Source organism: Aureivirga sp. CE67, from assembly GCF_015767245.1.
In the GTDB taxonomy this organism is placed as follows: Bacteria; Bacteroidota; Bacteroidia; order Flavobacteriales; family Flavobacteriaceae; genus Aureivirga.
In genome coordinates this window covers 32,955-49,863 of sequence record NZ_JADOTV010000006.1, presented here as the reverse complement: position 1 = coordinate 49,863, position 16,909 = coordinate 32,955, and the positions used below count along the sequence as shown (strand labels likewise).

Here is a 16,909-nt window from a genome sequence, read left to right as displayed (position 1 = left end):
AAACACAACCCTAGACTCTCTCAAGAAGAGAACTTAATTATCTGTATATTTTTAAACATAATTAAACGAATTAATGAATAGAAGTAAAACTAAAATACTCATATTTGTAAAAAATAAACAAACCTCAGTTTTTGATCTATGAAAAACAAATTACTATTGCTATTATTATTCTGCTCTATTTTAACTTCAAGTTGTGATTCTCCAAAAATTAATTCAGGAGTTACTTATTTAACACATGAAAATCCGAAAAAACATATTATTAATTTTGGTGAATTTAGTTTGGTAACACCAAAGGAATATAAACACAAAAAAGTAAATGGGATTGATTCTTGGGTTGGAGAAATTCGATACAAAGATTCCTATTTGATTTTTGATTATGGAATGTATTCACATTCTGGTTTTATTTCTAAAAAAGAACTTTTCAAAAAATGGGAAACAGAATTAAAATTTGAGAACCTAATTGAATTTCGTAGAATTCTTATGGAAGAAAATATTGATAAAAACACTGAAGCTCCAACAATTAAAAACTTAAAAGAAAATATTGAAAAATTAGAATTAAGGGAAATGAATGACTCTGTAAAATATTATTATAATATAACTTATAAAGGCAAAGAATATAATCTTCCCTTACTTATAAATGAAGCGGAAAAACAAACTTATTTATATTGTAAGCAAAAAGTAGATACTGTAGATAATAATATCAGAATTATCAAAACTTGGAAAGAGATAGAAAATCCAAGTAGTGTGGAATTAGTTCCAATAGATAAAAAACAATTTGGTAGTACTTTGTGGTTAGGAATGATGAATCAAGGAGACTTGACAGATGAAGAAGTTATGGAAATTTTACATTCTTTAAAATGGAAAAAGATTGAAAAACGAATAGAAATAGCGAACTAATTTTAAAATTTGAAAAAGAACAATATTTAGACGCTTTTAAACCTTTTTTAAACAAATGAACACTTACGACTCAATTTTAAGAATAATCGACGTAAATCTAATTTATTGCCTAATTCCGGCTTTATTAATCTTATTCTTCATTGAAAAAATATTTAAAAACCGATTTCCAACCAGAAAAGTTCTTAATGTAATTCGATATATTATCATTTCTTATAGCATTATCACACTGACTCATTTTCTTTTTCTAGCTTTTTTCTCAAATGAAAATACAGCTATCATGAATCGATCTAATGGACCTTATGCTATTTTCTATTGGATTCTTTTTATCACCACTACAGCTCTTCCCTTTTCTTTATTTATTAAAAAACTTGGAACGAAATATTGGTATATGATTCTTGTAGTTTTCTCTCTAAAAATCGGAGCTTTTTACGAATATTTTGTCATTTTGACCACAAGTTTTCACAGAGACTACGGAACGGAAAATTACAACGAAAACTTTTTGAATACTGTTCTTATAGGTATTTCATTATTATTTTTGCAAAGTTTAATTTTTGTAATAATTGGTTTATATAGTTTCAGTTTTTACAATCGTATAAAACCTCAAAAAGTAAAATCTTTTCTTTAGAAGAAAATAACCCTATTGAATTTCAACTAGTTAATATTATCACATTAAAATCTTATGAAAAAGTTTTAATTGTTTTAAAACACACCCCTAGCCCCTCTCAAGAGGGGAACTTGATAATATGTAAACATGAATACAAAATGAATCGTGATTATCTTTAGTTTTAGAGTATTTTTTTTAAGCTAAATTTAAACTCCCTCGATTCTCATCATAAGATCATCAATTTTCATGTCTTTTTCAAGATCACAAAGCCAAATAATTTTTCCTCCATAAAGTGCATCGAATTCAATAGTAAATTTTTCTGTTTCAATTTCAGCAATAATATCTCCGCTTTTAATAATATCCCCAACATTAAAAAAATATTGGACTACTTTTCCTTCAAAATTATCTTCGAAATATCTTGGCATTTTTATATCAAAAGTTTCACCCTTTAATATTTGAACATTTACTATTGGATTCTCCTCCTTCTGTTCTTCTACTTTTGGTTTTGTTTCTTCTATTTCAAATACTTTTTTTAAAGCTTGTATAAATTTTTTCATATAATTTTATTTTAAAAATCAAATATAAGATTTTCAAACACATCTGTAATAATATTCATTTTAAATTCATCAAATTGTAACAAACTGTTTTTTTCATTGTCTTTCGTTAAAATAAAATATCAAAAATGAAAAACCTTTTAAATTTAACTTTCATAATTATTACGATCCTTTTTATCTCTTGTGATTCTCAAAACCCGAAAGAATCCAACTTAAAAACTCAAAAAAATACCACTGATAATTATAAAAAAACCGTTTTTGAAAAAGACGAAAGAATCGAGAAAATCAAATCTGCTCAACAAGAAATAGCACAAAAAATTGAAGAACATAAAAATCTAAAGAATATTCCGGGAGTTGCTTATGGAATTGTAGTTGATGACTCCTTGATAATTTCCAATGCATTTGGTTTTTCAAATCTGGATAAAAAAAACCCGACTTCGACAAAATCTTCTTTCCGAATCGCTTCTCTTACCAAAAGTTTTACAGCAATGGCTATTTTAAAACTTAGAGATGAAGGTAAATTAAAATTAGATGATTCAGCTATTCAATATATTCCAGAATTGAAAAATTTAAACTATTTAACTACGGATTCGCCTGAAATTTCTATTGAAAATTTACTTACTATGACTGCTGGACTTCCAGAAGACAATCCTTGGGGAGATCGACAATTAGATATGAAAGAATCTGAATTTTTAGATTTAATAAAAAATGGTTTATCACTTTCTAAAGTTTCATCGCAAGAATATGAATATAGTAATACTGGTTATGCGCTTTTAGGTTTAATTATTACAAGAATTTCAGGACAACCTTATCAAAATTATATCACAGAAAATATTCTGATTCCTCTTGATATGAAAAATACTTACTGGGAATATTCTGAAGTTCCTCAAGATAATTTGGTTCAAGGTTATGGATGGGAAAATGAAAAATGGGTTAAAAAAGAATTACTTCATGATGGAATTTATGGAGCTATGGGAGGTTTAATTACCACTATTGAAGATTTTAGTAAATACGCAAGTTTTCACTTAGCTGCTTGGCCAGCTAGAAATGGTGAAGAAAATACTATTTTAAAAAGAAGTTCTTTAAGAGAAATGCACACACCAAAATATAACTTTTTAAATTCTTGGAATCGAGACTGGAATAATGAAAAATGCGCTAGCATGATTGGATATGGGTATGGATTAGGAATTTCGATGGATTGTAAAAGAATCAAAAAAATCTCGCACAATGGTTCTCTTCCTGGTTTTGGAAGTAATTTCACGTTTTATCCTGATTATGGAATTGGAATTATGTCTTTTGGAAATGTGACTTATAATTCTCCTTTTCCTCAAAAAGAAGTCGAAAAAATCTTATTTGAAAAATTAAATATTCAACCTCGAAAAAAAATGACTTCAGATTTTTTAAAACAAAAAAAGGAGGCGCTTTTAGACTTATTAAATAAAAATAAAATAAGCTTAAATAGTGATATTTTCGCAGAAAACTTCTTTTTAGATAAATCTAGAAATCAACGAGAGCAAGAATATCAAAATGTTTTTGACAAAGCTGGTTCTATCAAAGCTATTGAAAAAATATTTCCTCGAAATCAATTAAGAGGTGATTTTGTGATAGAATGTGAAAATGGAAAGATTTTAGTGTTTTTTACTTTAACTCCAGAAAATTCACCAAAAATTCAAAAGTTGACATTGACTTTTTATCCGAAGAAAAAATAAAAAGATATTTTTGAGAATAAATATAAAATTGAGATTTGTTAATGAAAAAGAATACAATTAAAGTTCGAAAAATTAAAAACCCAGATTTTGATGATTTAATACAACAAATATTTATAGATAATATTTCATTAGATATTTTTTTTAATAATGAAGTTAAACACTTTGATACAATAAATTTCATACCAACTTTTTCTTCAGAAATAGGAAGTGTTGATAGAGGTTTTTTTTGGGATATGGTTGCAAAAAATGTAGAAAAGAAAATGATACTTCCAATTTTAAAATGTAATGATCCATATTTAGATTGTTTAGAACATTTAATTTTTGCTGAAATTGAATATAAATCTGATTTTGTATCATGGAATAAAATAGGAGTATTGAAAAAAGAAAAATATCAATGGAAAGAAACTAAAAAAAATATTTATAAATTAAAATTAGACAATTCTGATATGAATTTTTATGATTTTTTAGAGAATTTAGATGATTCTTGTATGAATTGGTTTGATTCTTTTTCTTTTAATTTTGATAAAAAAGACTATGATGAAATAATTGATATCTATCGAAAAGAGAATCAAGGTCAAGAAATTATAGATGAAATTAAAGATTGGTTATGTATTTTTCCAAAAAAGAATTTTAGAAAATATGTCTATTTGAATATTAATTCACAAAATGATATAACATTTAAAAAATCGAATAATAGTAATTATAATTTTTCTAAAAAAAAGTCATTTTTAGAATTTGATTTTAAAAAAATAAAAACTTTAAAACTTTCTGAATGTCCTTTTGATTCTAAAAAATTAATAGAATTGACAAAAAAAGCTATTGAAGATATAAATAATTATTATGGAATTGAGTCTATTATAAATTTCTGTGAAGAAACTATTATTTGTGATGAATCAAATATTTATTACAAAATTAAAACTAAGAATATGGAAAGATAATTGTTTTACTTTTTTCTGCTCTTAAAATACAACTGAAATACTCATTTTTAAATTAATAAAAAAAGCTAATCAAATACATGATTAGCTTTTCTCTTATTTTATATTTCTAGAAATTAGATAATCTCTTTAATTTCTTCAATAATTCTTTGTGCTAAATTATCAGCATTTTCTTGTGAATCACTTTCTGTATAAATACGAATAATTGGCTCTGTATTTGATTTTCTTAAATGCACCCATTCTGTTGGGAAATCCACTTTTACTCCATCTACTGTAGAAACAGTTTCGTTTTCATATTTTTTTGCCATGTTCTCTAAAATCAAATCAACATTGATTTCTGGAGTTAATTGAATCTTATTTTTACTCATAAAATAGCTTGGGTAAGATTCTCTTAAAGCTTTACAAGACATTTTTCTTTCTGCTAAAAGTGATAAAAATAATGCAACTCCAACTAGTGAATCTCTACCATAATGCGCAGCAGGATAAATAATTCCTCCATTTCCTTCTCCACCGATGATTGCATTTGTAGATTTCATTAACTCTACAACATTTACTTCACCAACAGCACTAGCTTGATAAGTTCCTCCATGTTTCTCAGTCACATCTCTTAGGGCTCTTGAAGAAGATAAGTTTGAAACTGTATTTCCTCCATTATTTTTCTCTAAAATAAAATCTGCACAAGCAACTAAAGTATACTCTTCTCCAAACATAGAGCCATCTTCACAAATCAATGCCAAACGATCTACATCTGGATCTACAACGATTCCGAAATCTGCTTTTTCTTCAACAACTAAATTAGAAATATCCGTTAAATGCTCTTTCAAAGGCTCTGGATTATGAGGGAAATGTCCGTTTGGCTCACAATAAAGCTCTACACATTCTACATTTAATTTCTTTAAAAGTGCAGGAATTGCAATTCCTCCTGTAGAATTCACACCATCAACAACAACTTTGAAGTTTGCATTTTTGATAGCTTCTAAATTGATATAATCTAATTTTAAAATCTCTTCGATATGTGTATCGATTCCTCCAACAGCTTTGTTATACGAACCTAAATCATCAACCTCAGCGAAAGAATATGCATCTTCTTCTGCGATTTTTAAGATTTTAGCTCCTTCTTCTCCATTGATGAATTCTCCTTTTTCGTTTAAAAGTTTAAGAGCATTCCATTGTTTTGGATTGTGACTTGCTGTAAGAATAATTCCTCCGTCAGCTTCTTCTAAAGGAACGATCGTTTCTACAGTAGGTGTTGTAGAAAGACCTAAATCGATCACTTGAATTCCAAGTCCTACTAAAGTATTAGCAACTAAAGAGCTAATCATTTTTCCTGAAATTCTGGCATCTCTACCAATAACAACTTTTATTTCTTCTTTATTACCACATGTATCCTTCAACCAAGTTCCGTAAGCCGCAGCAAATTTTACTGCATCTACTGGAGTCAGGTTATCATTAACTTTTCCTCCGATTGTTCCACGGATTCCTGATATTGATTTTATTAAAGTCATTCTTTTATTTAATTTTTGTAAGCAAATATAAGTTTATTTAGGATAAAATAATCTGATTTTACACTTAAGATTCTTAATATTTAATATAAATTAATTTACAGTTAATAATTAATTCATTTTCTGCTAATTTCAAATAGCTTAAATTTTAATTACATTCTTATTTTAACATATATTTCACAATTATTTTTCTATTTTTAACATAGATATAAATTCTTAAACCTTAAATCATTAAACATTATCACATTTAAAACTTATGAGGAAATTTTGTTTTATCCAAAACACACCCCTAGCCCCTCTCGAGAGGGGGATTTGATTATCTGCATAACTTCATACGAAATCAAACGTGATAATGTCTAATATTTATTAATAAAAAAATTCTGATGAAAAAAATCATGTATCTGCTTTTCCTTAGTAGTATAAACTTAATTGCTCAAGGAAATTTAATTAAGGTGAGTTATACACATACAACTCCACATGCACAATTAGCTAGTGTACTTTATTCGGATAATAGGAACTCATTATATATAATTGATTTTAAAAACAGTATTGAAAACTCTTCAGAATTTGATGAAGAAACAAATAGTGTAAGCATTAATAAAAATGAGATTTCAGAAAGTTTGTTTTATAAATCTTTACTCAAAAATGAAGTTTATAACCAAATTAATACAACAGATACAATCTATACAAAAGATATCCATCCAGCTTTAAATTGGGAATTATCTGATGAAACTAAAAAAATCCATAATTTCAATTGTCAAAAAGCTACTTTAAATTTTAGAGGAAGAAAATACATTGCTTGGTACACTCCAGAAATTCCTATTTTCTCAGGACCTTGGAAATTTAAAGGTCTTCCAGGTTTAATTTTAGAAGTTTCGAACGATAATTCTGAAAAAAGACATTTTTCGTGGAAAGTAGAAGAAATTCAATTCCCTTATAAAGAAAAAGTTGATTTAATGTTCAAACTACCTAATGATCAACTAAGAAGCCTTGAAACTTATGAAAAAGAACACATTGAAAAATTAAATGATTTTGAAAGAAAATTAAAATCAAATCTTCCAAAAGGTGTAACCATAACTTCTATGAATTTGACAATTGTACAATTGGAAACTGAATTTGAATGGGATACGAAAGAAAAAACTAAAAAATAAAAACATGAAAAACATATTATTACTCTTATTATTTATACCAAATATTATCATTTGTCAATCCTTGGAAGATGGTTATCAACTGAACTATGAAGTAGAATTCAACACAGAAATTCCAAATATTCAAAAAGCACATTTGAAGCTAAATAGATCTCAAACTAAATCCGCTTTTAGTTTTATAAATAATGGCAAGAATATTAAAGGATTTACAAAAATTGAATCAGCTATTTATATGGAAGATGATTCAGAAGAAGAATATGACACTATAAAAAGCAAAGAATATAATCTAGATGATGTCAATATTATTTATTCAGATTCACCAGCAAAACCTAGAATTTTCATTCAAAACAAACTAGAAGACAACTTGATTTTTACATACCTACCTAAACACGGAGATTATATTATTCAAGAAAAATTACCAAAATTTCATTGGACGCTAACGGATACTCATAAAACAATAGATAATAGAAAAGTATATAAAGCTATTTCATTTTTTAGAGGTAGAAAATTTATTGCTTGGTGTGATTTAAATTATTCTTTAAACATCGGCCCTTGGAAATTCAATAATCTCCCTGGTCTTGGAGTAGAAATTTATGATGAAACTAAAAGATTTGTCTGGAAATTAACAAAAATATCTAAATCTAAAATATCAAAGCATGATTTTGAAGTAAACATCAATGAGTTTGAAGAAATAAGTTTAGAAAAATATGTAGATATGATCTATCTAAATCCTCAAAAATATTTTGATAATAAAATAAATTCCAAATTACCACGAGGAACAATTACTACTACTAGTTTTAATAAAAAAAGAAATAGCATTGAAACTCTTTTTGAGTGGGAAGAAGAATGTGAGGAATAAAACAAAAAAATACAATATGAAATACATAATAATTTTTATTTTATCAATAAATTATAGCATAAGCCAAAATATTAAAGTTTCTTATGTAGAGCAAAACAATATTAGTCCTAATTCAAAAAGTGCAACTTTATTTTCGAACAATTTAAAATCAATTTACATTTTACATAAACAATCTTTCGTTAATGATAGCCCAATAATTGAAGATCAGAGTGGAGAAATTAGTGTAATAGGTAAATATGAAGATATTTCACAACAAACTTATTTAAAAGAATTAAATTCTAATTTGATATATAAAAAAGTAAAAACTAATAAATCTTATGTTGTAGTAAAAGATAGTATTCCTCCTTTAAAATGGAATATTAACTATACAGATCAAAAAAAAATTGGTAAATATAATTGCAACAAAGCAACAGTAAATTTTAGAGGAAGAAATTATATTGCTTGGTATTCTACAGATATTCCTTTTATATCTGGACCATGGAAATTTGGTGGTCTTCCAGGTTTAATCTTGGAAGTTTATAATACAGAAAATGATGCTAAATATTCTTGGATTGCCACAAATATAGAATTTCCTTATCAAAAAAATGTTGATTATAAATCAGATTTAAAATCCTTTAGAATTTTATCTAAAAAAGAAGAAGTAAAATTAAACAACGATTATACTCAAAAACAACTGAATATGAGAAAAGCAAGGGTAAACAAAAATGAAAATATTACCTTTTCTGAAATAAAAAACTCAGGTATAGAATTAATCTATGAATGGGAAGGAGAATGTGAGGAATAAAATAGAAATATTACCTTTTCTGAAATAATAAATAATTTCAATTAATTTAAAAGAAAAATACATAATATATAAAATAACAATACTTAATCTATCAAATACTTATTATTATTATTATTATTATTATGCATTTAGTATAAATATTAACATTTTAAGGTAATTATTTTGACTTTTATTTCTTTTTAATATTCTTTATCCTGAAATTCGTATTATCATGATTAACAAAGAATTGCAATTCTAGAGTACTCTTTTCTTTTTATTTCTAGTGTAAAAAGAAAATGCCAGTGTTAGTTTTAGAAATTGAATTTATTTACTAGCCATATATTCTTTTTCTCTTGCTAAAAAATGGATTTTTAACCAAGAGAGTTAAAAACAAATTGTATATCTCAAAAATCATAAGCCAAATGAGAAAAATTTTATTTGCAGTTATAGCTGCTGTAACAATGAGTGTGAGCACATACTCATTCAACACTGAACAGAACAAAAGTTCTGAAGCGCAAATTGAATTCGAATATTTAAGTCAAGATGAAGACTATCCATGCAGATGGAGGTATTGTATTTATTATGATGGTGAAAAATATTGCACTGAATGGGAGTATGGAGAATGCTTAGAGGAAGTTATTATAACAGCTACAAGTTCTTCAATTTCAGAGTAAACTTATTAAAAATAATTAGAGGGCAATAAATATTGTCCTCTTTATATAATTAAATTATGTACGTAAAATCATTAACCTTTATATTTTTATTCATAATTACAAATTTCTATGCTCAGAATTTTTGTGGTAAAATTGAATATTCTCAACAAAAAAATATGGCGAATGATGTGTATGCAGCACATACTTCTAAAAGTAAATTTGTACTTGAATTCAACTCATTATTTTCCAAATATCAAGAAATCAATATATCAGAATCTAAAACTAAAAACAAAATAGAAGATACAGATGAAGGTAGATCAAAAATCACTGTTATTGGAAGAAAAAATACGCTTCCTAAATTTTATTTAAATAAAAATGGGGAAATATTATTTAGAGATATTTTTAATGAAGAAGGTATTGTTGTAAAAGAAAAGCCTATTCATTTTGATTGGAAAATTCATGAAGAATCAAAAAACATTGGAAAATTTCTTTGTCAGAAAGCAACAACAAATTTTAGAGGACGAAATTACATTGCATGGTTTACACACGAAATCCCATCTTCATACGGTCCTTGGAAGTTTTACGGACTACCAGGTTTAATTCTTGAAGTACATGATGAGGATTACAAATTTCTTTGTCAAGCTACAAAAGTTAATCTTTATCCAAATAATAAAGAGAATTGTAAAATTAACACTCCTGAATATGATAATACAAACATTAAAACAATCCAAGAATATTATATTCGAAAAAAAGAATTAGTTAAAGAGGAGTTTTCAAAAATTGCAACTAAATTAGGTAGAAATAGTAATTTTAAAATAGCTAAAGATTGCGATGATTGTGGAAAAGAATTAGAAATATTTGAATCAAAATAATAAATGACCAATAAAAAAAACACCAAATTCCTAAGTATTTTAGGAATTTTTCTTTTCGCTATAAATTTTTATGGACAAGAAATCAAAGGAACTGTAAAAGATTCTATCGGAAATCCGATTTCTTATGCTAGTGTTTTACTAAAAAAAGGGGAAAGCATTAAAAGTTATGCTTACACAAATGAACAAGGAAATTATTCTCTTCAAACACAAGAATTAGGAAATTATGATTTACATTTTTCATCCATGTCTTATGAAAAGAAAATTGTTCCCATTCAAATAAATGAAAACACAAAAACTATTGAAAAAAATATTGTTTTAAAATACAAAGCAATGGAATTGGATGAAGTGATCATTCATGCGGAAAGAGATATTAAAGTCAAGGAGGATACGGTAGTTATCAGTGTAAAAAACTTTTTGCAAGGAAACGAAGATGTAGCAGAAGATGTTTTAAAAAAAATTCCTGGTGTAGAAGTGGAAGAAAATGGAACTGTAAAAGTAAAAGGGAAAGAAGTTGAAAAAATCATGGTAGAAGGAGATGATTTTTTTGAAAAAGGCTACAGAATTTTAACGAAAAACATGCCTTCGAGTCCAATTGAAAAAGTAGAAATTTATGAGCATTATTCGGACAACAAACTTTTAAAAGGTGTGGAAAACTCGGAAAATGTAGCTTTGAATTTAATTTTAAAAGAAGATGCTAAACGACAATGGTTCGGAAATTTCAATATTGGACTTGCCGCTTCAGACCGTTTTCGCTATGAATCCCAATTTAATTTGATGAATTTCGGAAAGAAAAACAAATACTACTTTTTAGGAAATGCAAATAACATCGGGAATGATGCTACAGGTGCTGTAGAGCATTTAATTCGTCCTTTTCGTTTGAATAAAATTGATAAAATCGGGGAAGATGTTTATGCTACAAAGTTCTTAAATCTTTCGATGCAACCTCCAGGCTTTAAAGAAAATAGAAGTAATTTTAATAATGCAGAACTTCTTTCTTTAAATGCAATTTTCAATCCTTCAAAGAAAACAAAAATCAAAACACTTGGGTTTTTCAATTGGGATGAAAATGATTTTTATAAAAATAGTAGTATTCGTTACAATCTTCCAGATAATAATTTTACAAATACTGAAAATTATCATTTAAGAAAAAAGAAAAATATCGCTTTTGGAAAAATTGAACTCAAACATGATCTTTCTAAAACTGAAATGTTAGAATTGATTTCTAGTTATAATAATGGCTGGGAAAAAGCAAAAGGAAATTTAGTTTTCAACGCACAGAATAATATTGAAAATATTGACACCGAAAATGTACTTTTTAATCAAGAGATTACTTACACAAACAAGTTTCAAAAGAAAAAAGCATTTTTATTAAAAGGTCGTTTTATTTATGAAAACACACCTCAACACTATCATATCAATCAGTTTTTGTTTCAAGATTTATTCCCATATGAAAATGCAAATAATATCACTCAAGCTGCGCAAAACAAAGTACAATATGGTGGTTTGGAAGCACATCTTTTAGATAGAAAATCTTCAGGAAATTTGTTTGAAGTTCAGTTAGGAAATCAATTTAAAAAGGATTTTGTAAACTCTACACTTTTTATCAAGGAAAATAATACCATTTTAGAAACTCCTTTTAATTTTCAAAATCGAATGACTTATAGTGTAAATGACAGTTATTTAAAAGGAAAATTTTTATATAAAAAGATTAAAAATATCGGAATTTCAACGGGAATTGAATTTCATCAGCTTTACAATAAATTAGAAAATTTTGGAAATAAAAAAGAACAAACACCATTTTTTGTAAATCCAAAACTACAACTACAGTGGGAGTTTTTGAAAAAACATAAATTCTCCGGAAGCTTTTTTTACAATTCGACAAATGCTACAATTCAAGATGTTTATGATAATTATATTTTGACGAGTTTTAGAAACTTCAGTAAAGGAACTAATGATTTTAATCAATTACATAAATCGAGATATAATTTCACTTATACTTACGGAAATTGGAGTGATAATTTTATCGCATATCTTTTTATTACTTATCTAAAATCTCATGACTATTTCAGTAGCAGATCACAGATTGAACAAAATTATTCGTTTTCTGAAAAAATATTCTTGACTAGAAATAGAGATTTATTTGTCGCTTCTTCTACTATAGATCGTTATTTAAAATTTATCAGTTCTAATTTGAAGTTGAAATTAAATTATTCCAGAACTTCTTATTTAAATGAAGTAAACAATTCAGATTTACGAAAAGTAATTTCTTCTAATTATGGTTATGGTGTGGAACTTCGTTCAGGTTTTAAAGGATTTTTTAATTACCATATTGGGACAAGTTGGAACACTACCGAAATAAAAACAACGATTAAAAATGATTTTACAGACAACGTTTCTTTTATAGATTTAAATTTCAATATTCATGAAAACTTTTATATCATGATTCAAAATGAACGTTATTATTATGGAAGTTTGGATAAAGAAAATAACACTTATTATTTCTCAGACATCACAGCTAGGTATACTGTTAAAAAGAATAAATTAAGTTTCGAACTTAGTGGAAAAAACTTAACAAACACAAAAGTTTACAGAACTTATTATGCTGATGACATCAGTGTTTCTACATCCGAATATCGTTTGTTGCCAAGATATGTTCTATTGAAAGTAAATTATCGTTTTTAAATAAAGGACCCAACTCATATAAAAAAAGCTAGTATTTGACTACTAGCTTTCTATTTTTATAAATTCATTTTTTCTATATCAATATGGACGCCGAGCTCCTTTGCAATTCCTGCTCCTAGAACTACATTAGCTCTAAAAAAGTGACATAATTGTCGATTGATGATTTCATCTTTTTTAATCCCAGAAATTCCAGACATAGAACCAGCAATATTAAGAATGGTCCTTGCTTTTTCTTCCTCTGGCATAATTTCGAATAAATTTCCAGCTTGCGTATAATGATCATCATCATTATAATTTCTATCAAAAGTTCCGATTCTTTTGTCTTCTGGTTGATGTGGACAATCATTTAGATCAACTCCATCATAAGGTTCAGAATTATCAAAACTATTCGGATAATAATTCGGACTACTTCCGTTATTCGAATCAAATCGCATTGTTCCATCTTTATGATAAGTATTCACCATAAAAGGACATTTATTTACTGGCAAACTATTATGATTTACTCCCAAACGATATCGATGTGCATCTGGATAACTAAAAATTCTACCTTGCAACATTTTATCAGGTGAAAAACCAATTCCAGGAACAATATTCGAAGGCGAAAAAGCAGATTGTTCTACGTGTGCAAAATAATTATCTGGTACTTCATTCAACTCTAAAGTTCCAACATCAATCAAAGGAAAATCTCCATGTGACCAAACTTTAGTAAGATCAAAAGGATTCCATTTGAATTCATTTGCTTCTTTTTCGGTCATCACTTGAATTTTCATATTCCATTTCGGAAAATCTCCATTATCAATTGCATTTACCAAATCTCTTTGTGCATGATCCATATCAGAACCTTTCATTATATCAGCTTCTTCTTGCGTCAAATTTTCAATTCCTTGTGCTGTTTTAAAATGAAACTTCACAAAGATCAATTCTTTTTGATCATTTATCAAAGAAAAAGTATGACTTCCATAACCATTCATATGGCGATGTGTTCTTGGAATCCCTCTATCTGACATCAAAATCATTACTTGATGTAAACTTTCTGGATTTAAAGACCAAAAATCCCACATCATTGTAGGGCTTTTACAATTCGTTCTCGGATCTCTTTTTTGTGTATGAATAAAATCAGAAAATTTCTTTGGATCTTTTACAAAAAACACTGGCGTATTATTTCCAACAACATCCCAAATTCCTTCTTCTGTATAAAATTTAATCGCAAAACCTCTAGGATCTCTCTCCGCATCTGCCGAACCAAGCTCACCTCCTACTGTAGAAAATCTTAGAAAAACTCTAGTTTGTTTTCCTATTTCATTAAACAATTTTGCTTTCGTGTATTTTGTGATATCATTTGTAACAGTAAAAGTTCCATAAGCTCCAGAACCTTTTGCATGCACTACTCGCTCCGGAATTCTTTCACGATTAAAATGTGCCATTTTCTCAAAAAGAAAATAATCCTGAATCAATAAAGGACCTCTCTCTCCTACCGATTCAGAATCTTCATAATATTTCATTGGGGTTCCAGTTTCATTTGTCAAAAAATTCCGCCTACTCATTTTATTGATTTTTAGATTATTATCTTAAAAATAAGCAAATATTTTATGGAATCAAATTTAGACTTCAACAGACTTCTAGAATATATACTTCTCTGAAAAGCTTTTATAGTTTTTAATTAATTTTTACTCAAAAAATTCTATATTTTAAATAAATTAAAGATTACCTCCAATCTATTTTTATAAGTTTATTATTATGAATTAAAATAATTAAATCCTCTCTTTCAACTAAATGATCGAAATATTTCAAACTACTAATCAAATAATAATCTTCATATTTTCTAGTTATTAAATCCTGATATGTTATTGAATTATTAAACAGCGGATTAACTATTTGCAATTCATCATTATTAAGTTCAGCAATAAAAGTAAAACTATCAAATGAAACTAAAAACAAATCTCTTTCTTTAAGTTTAAAATTTGACTTTAATAAAAAGCCTCTCATATCAACAACAACATCTTTATCTATATCACCACTTATTTTTTTATATTGTTCATAATTCAATTCCTTCTTTTTATCTGTTGTTACAAAGTTTTTCAAATTTTGAAACTCGTAGATTTCTGAAAAATTAACCATATGATTAATAGAAGTTGTTAGCCTAAAAGTATTTTTATCTTTATTTACAGTGTTTAAACAATTAGTTTTCCTCACTAAGGTTTTATTATTTTCCCTTTGATAAAAATATGTATTAGCTCCCCATTCTCCTCGACAATCTGAAAAAACTAAAAATTCATCGTCATCATAAAATATCGGCTTGGGTGATTCTGAAAAAGGGAAATTTATCTTTGTTTTTATCCATTTTTCCCCATCCCATTTAAATATTTTTTCATTATGGATTGCAAATAATTCAGAATCAATAACCCAATGAAAATTGAACGTTTTTTGATTTAATAATTTTTCATATTCCCTATCTCTTTCTAAAGTATTCAAATCATGACAAATAAAATTATCTTTTTCAAATAAAGAAATAATTTTATTCTCATAAATTACAGATGGTGAAACAGGATAATTTTTAAATTTCTCTACTAAATTAATATTTGGTAATTTAAATTCTTTCTCTTCTAAATCTAAATAATATGGATTTTCAGAAATTGTTAATTTATATCCGTTAAGTTTATCTTTATATAAAAGGTTTTCTGTTATAGAATCATATCTATAATAAGTCATCACTTCTAATTCTTCAAAAAAAACAGTATCTAAAATAGGTTCTTTATATAATTCTATGAACTTATCAAAATCGACTTTCTTTTCTTGAGAAAAAGAATAATTTATGATTAAAGTAAAGAATAAAATGGTTAGTTTTTTCATAGTTTTTTTTTAATATTCTTGCTAATATAGCAAAATAAATATTTTTCATATATGTATTATTTTCATCATTTTTTTTTAAGAAAATACTTAAAACCTCAATATTCAAAACATAAAAAAAGCTTGAAAAGTATTCTCTTCAAGCTTTTTCATTTTATGATGTTTTTTTTATAAAACTCCGTCTTCTTTTAGTTTTGCAAAAATTGTTTTAGCAGATTTTTCCGCAAACATTGCTGGCCCAAATGAACTACTAGAACTGAATTTCGCTTTCCAAACTTCCTTTTTTGTTTTCACATCAATTCCTACTAATTTATAGGTTGCTGATTGTAAACCTCCATTTACATAATCCAAATTAGTTGGTTTGAAAATAAATAATATGTCTTTTTCTCCTTCTACTATTGCTCTATTAATTTGTTTTTCTATATAATCATCTTGGTTTAAAGATAAACTTTCGTCTTTGGCTTCAAAAAGTATAAAATCTACTTTCATATTATTTTCCTTGAATTCATATTTCAGATTATCTTGCAACTCTCTTGAAAAGTTTTTCGTACTATATTTCTCATATGGAATTACAATTAAAGAATTCTCATATGGCTTTTTAAATAAAGAATGATCCACAACAGAGTCTATCGTAACTCCGCAACTGGAAAAAAGAATTGAAATAAGAAATAAAGTAAATAGCTTTTTCATATAATTTTGTTTTAAATATTTATGCTTACAAATATAAAACAGATTTTGTTTTTTAACAATAATACTAAAATATCAAAGGAGATTATTTAAGTATTTTGTTGTTTTCTGGCTTAGGGATTGCAGCGGCATCCTTTTTTACTTTTCTTCATCAAATTGGTTTAGCAAAAAAGATTTAGCGGAAAGCCCGACCTTTT

15 protein-coding genes are annotated in these 16,909 nt (G+C 26.7%); 10 read left to right on the top strand and 5 right to left on the bottom strand.

Going from position 1 to position 16,909, the window contains the following annotated elements; translation table 11 throughout:
• Positions 1 to 138 precede the first annotated feature (138 nt).
• Entirely contained in the window at positions 139 to 897 is a 759-nt protein-coding gene (locus I0K12_RS09265; RefSeq protein ID WP_196887361.1) for a hypothetical protein, read from the top strand.
• Positions 898 to 1,174: 277 nt separating this feature from the next.
• Complete coding sequence (locus I0K12_RS09260; protein WP_196887359.1) at positions 1,175 to 1,522, top strand: hypothetical protein; 348 nt, start codon at positions 1,175 to 1,177, stop codon at positions 1,520 to 1,522.
• A 185-nt stretch (positions 1,523 to 1,707) separates the two neighbouring features.
• Here the strand turns inward: I0K12_RS09260 and I0K12_RS09255 are convergent, their stop codons facing one another.
• Positions 1,708 to 2,058: a lipoyl domain-containing protein gene (locus tag I0K12_RS09255; RefSeq protein ID WP_196887357.1), complete on the bottom strand. Its 351-nt coding sequence runs from the start codon at positions 2,056 to 2,058 to the stop codon at positions 1,708 to 1,710.
• Positions 2,059 to 2,183: 125 nt separating this feature from the next.
• Here I0K12_RS09255 and I0K12_RS09250 point away from each other — a divergent pair, with 125 nt between their 5' ends.
• Positions 2,184 to 3,764 (top strand): serine hydrolase domain-containing protein, encoded by a 1,581-nt coding sequence (locus I0K12_RS09250; protein ID WP_196887354.1) that lies wholly within the window; start codon positions 2,184 to 2,186, stop codon positions 3,762 to 3,764.
• 41 nt (positions 3,765 to 3,805) lie between these two features.
• On the top strand, positions 3,806 to 4,702 hold the full coding sequence (locus I0K12_RS09245; RefSeq protein ID WP_196887352.1) for a hypothetical protein: 897 nt from the start codon (positions 3,806 to 3,808) through the stop codon (positions 4,700 to 4,702).
• Between the two features lie 113 nt (positions 4,703 to 4,815).
• Here the strand turns inward: I0K12_RS09245 and glmM are convergent, their stop codons facing one another.
• Positions 4,816 to 6,204 (bottom strand): phosphoglucosamine mutase, encoded by a 1,389-nt coding sequence (gene glmM / locus I0K12_RS09240; protein WP_196887350.1) that lies wholly within the window; start codon positions 6,202 to 6,204, stop codon positions 4,816 to 4,818.
• Between the two features lie 380 nt (positions 6,205 to 6,584).
• Between glmM and I0K12_RS09235 the strand changes: the two genes are divergently transcribed.
• The 6 genes from I0K12_RS09235 to I0K12_RS09210 all read left to right on the top strand — a co-directional run bounded on the left by I0K12_RS09235 (position 6,585) and on the right by I0K12_RS09210 (position 13,178).
• Positions 6,585 to 7,352 carry a GLPGLI family protein gene (locus I0K12_RS09235; protein ID WP_196887348.1) on the top strand — a complete coding sequence of 256 codons (768 nt, stop codon included), beginning with the start codon at positions 6,585 to 6,587 and terminating at the stop codon, positions 7,350 to 7,352.
• A gap of 4 nt (positions 7,353 to 7,356) precedes the next feature.
• Entirely contained in the window at positions 7,357 to 8,208 is an 852-nt protein-coding gene (locus tag I0K12_RS09230) for a GLPGLI family protein (RefSeq protein WP_196887346.1), read from the top strand.
• A gap of 16 nt (positions 8,209 to 8,224) precedes the next feature.
• The gene (locus tag I0K12_RS09225) at positions 8,225 to 8,992 is read left to right on the top strand and encodes a GLPGLI family protein (RefSeq protein ID WP_196887344.1); all 768 of its coding nucleotides are present in this window, start codon (positions 8,225 to 8,227) and stop codon (positions 8,990 to 8,992) included.
• Between the two features lie 440 nt (positions 8,993 to 9,432).
• Positions 9,433 to 9,645, top strand: coding sequence for a hypothetical protein (locus I0K12_RS09220; protein ID WP_231372729.1), 213 nt, complete (start codon positions 9,433 to 9,435; stop codon positions 9,643 to 9,645).
• A gap of 56 nt (positions 9,646 to 9,701) precedes the next feature.
• Positions 9,702 to 10,496: a GLPGLI family protein gene (locus tag I0K12_RS09215; RefSeq protein WP_196887342.1), complete on the top strand. Its 795-nt coding sequence runs from the start codon at positions 9,702 to 9,704 to the stop codon at positions 10,494 to 10,496.
• A 3-nt stretch (positions 10,497 to 10,499) separates the two neighbouring features.
• Entirely contained in the window at positions 10,500 to 13,178 is a 2,679-nt protein-coding gene (locus tag I0K12_RS09210) for a carboxypeptidase-like regulatory domain-containing protein (RefSeq protein WP_196887340.1), read from the top strand.
• A 56-nt stretch (positions 13,179 to 13,234) separates the two neighbouring features.
• Here the strand turns inward: I0K12_RS09210 and I0K12_RS09205 are convergent, their stop codons facing one another.
• The 3 genes from I0K12_RS09205 to I0K12_RS09195 all read right to left on the bottom strand — a co-directional run bounded on the left by I0K12_RS09205 (position 13,235) and on the right by I0K12_RS09195 (position 16,715).
• Entirely contained in the window at positions 13,235 to 14,722 is a 1,488-nt protein-coding gene (locus I0K12_RS09205; RefSeq protein WP_196887338.1) for a catalase, read from the bottom strand.
• A 160-nt stretch (positions 14,723 to 14,882) separates the two neighbouring features.
• On the bottom strand, positions 14,883 to 16,028 hold the full coding sequence (locus I0K12_RS09200; protein WP_196887336.1) for a hypothetical protein: 1,146 nt from the start codon (positions 16,026 to 16,028) through the stop codon (positions 14,883 to 14,885).
• Between the two features lie 165 nt (positions 16,029 to 16,193).
• Complete coding sequence (locus I0K12_RS09195; RefSeq protein WP_196887334.1) at positions 16,194 to 16,715, bottom strand: hypothetical protein; 522 nt, start codon at positions 16,713 to 16,715, stop codon at positions 16,194 to 16,196.
• Between the last annotated feature and the right edge of the window lie 194 nt (positions 16,716 to 16,909).

Excerpts from the sequence above, each read along its gene's own strand:
- I0K12_RS09265 (WP_196887361.1), top strand. The coding sequence starts at position 139 with ATGAAAAACAAATTACTATTGCTATTATTATTCTGCTCTATTTTAACT.
- I0K12_RS09260 (WP_196887359.1), top strand. The coding sequence starts at position 1,175 with ATGAATCGATCTAATGGACCTTATGCTATTTTCTATTGGATTCTTTTT.
- I0K12_RS09255 (WP_196887357.1), bottom strand. The coding sequence starts at position 2,058 with ATGAAAAAATTTATACAAGCTTTAAAAAAAGTATTTGAAATAGAAGAA.
- I0K12_RS09250 (WP_196887354.1), top strand. The coding sequence starts at position 2,184 with ATGAAAAACCTTTTAAATTTAACTTTCATAATTATTACGATCCTTTTT.
- I0K12_RS09245 (WP_196887352.1), top strand. The coding sequence starts at position 3,806 with ATGAAAAAGAATACAATTAAAGTTCGAAAAATTAAAAACCCAGATTTT.
- glmM (WP_196887350.1), bottom strand. The coding sequence starts at position 6,204 with ATGACTTTAATAAAATCAATATCAGGAATCCGTGGAACAATCGGAGGA.
- I0K12_RS09235 (WP_196887348.1), top strand. The coding sequence starts at position 6,585 with ATGAAAAAAATCATGTATCTGCTTTTCCTTAGTAGTATAAACTTAATT.
- I0K12_RS09230 (WP_196887346.1), top strand. The coding sequence starts at position 7,357 with ATGAAAAACATATTATTACTCTTATTATTTATACCAAATATTATCATT.
- I0K12_RS09225 (WP_196887344.1), top strand. The coding sequence starts at position 8,225 with ATGAAATACATAATAATTTTTATTTTATCAATAAATTATAGCATAAGC.
- I0K12_RS09220 (WP_231372729.1), top strand. The coding sequence starts at position 9,433 with ATGAGTGTGAGCACATACTCATTCAACACTGAACAGAACAAAAGTTCT.
- I0K12_RS09215 (WP_196887342.1), top strand. The coding sequence starts at position 9,702 with ATGTACGTAAAATCATTAACCTTTATATTTTTATTCATAATTACAAAT.
- I0K12_RS09210 (WP_196887340.1), top strand. The coding sequence starts at position 10,500 with ATGACCAATAAAAAAAACACCAAATTCCTAAGTATTTTAGGAATTTTT.
- I0K12_RS09205 (WP_196887338.1), bottom strand. The coding sequence starts at position 14,722 with ATGAGTAGGCGGAATTTTTTGACAAATGAAACTGGAACCCCAATGAAA.
- I0K12_RS09200 (WP_196887336.1), bottom strand. The coding sequence starts at position 16,028 with ATGAAAAAACTAACCATTTTATTCTTTACTTTAATCATAAATTATTCT.
- I0K12_RS09195 (WP_196887334.1), bottom strand. The coding sequence starts at position 16,715 with ATGAAAAAGCTATTTACTTTATTTCTTATTTCAATTCTTTTTTCCAGT.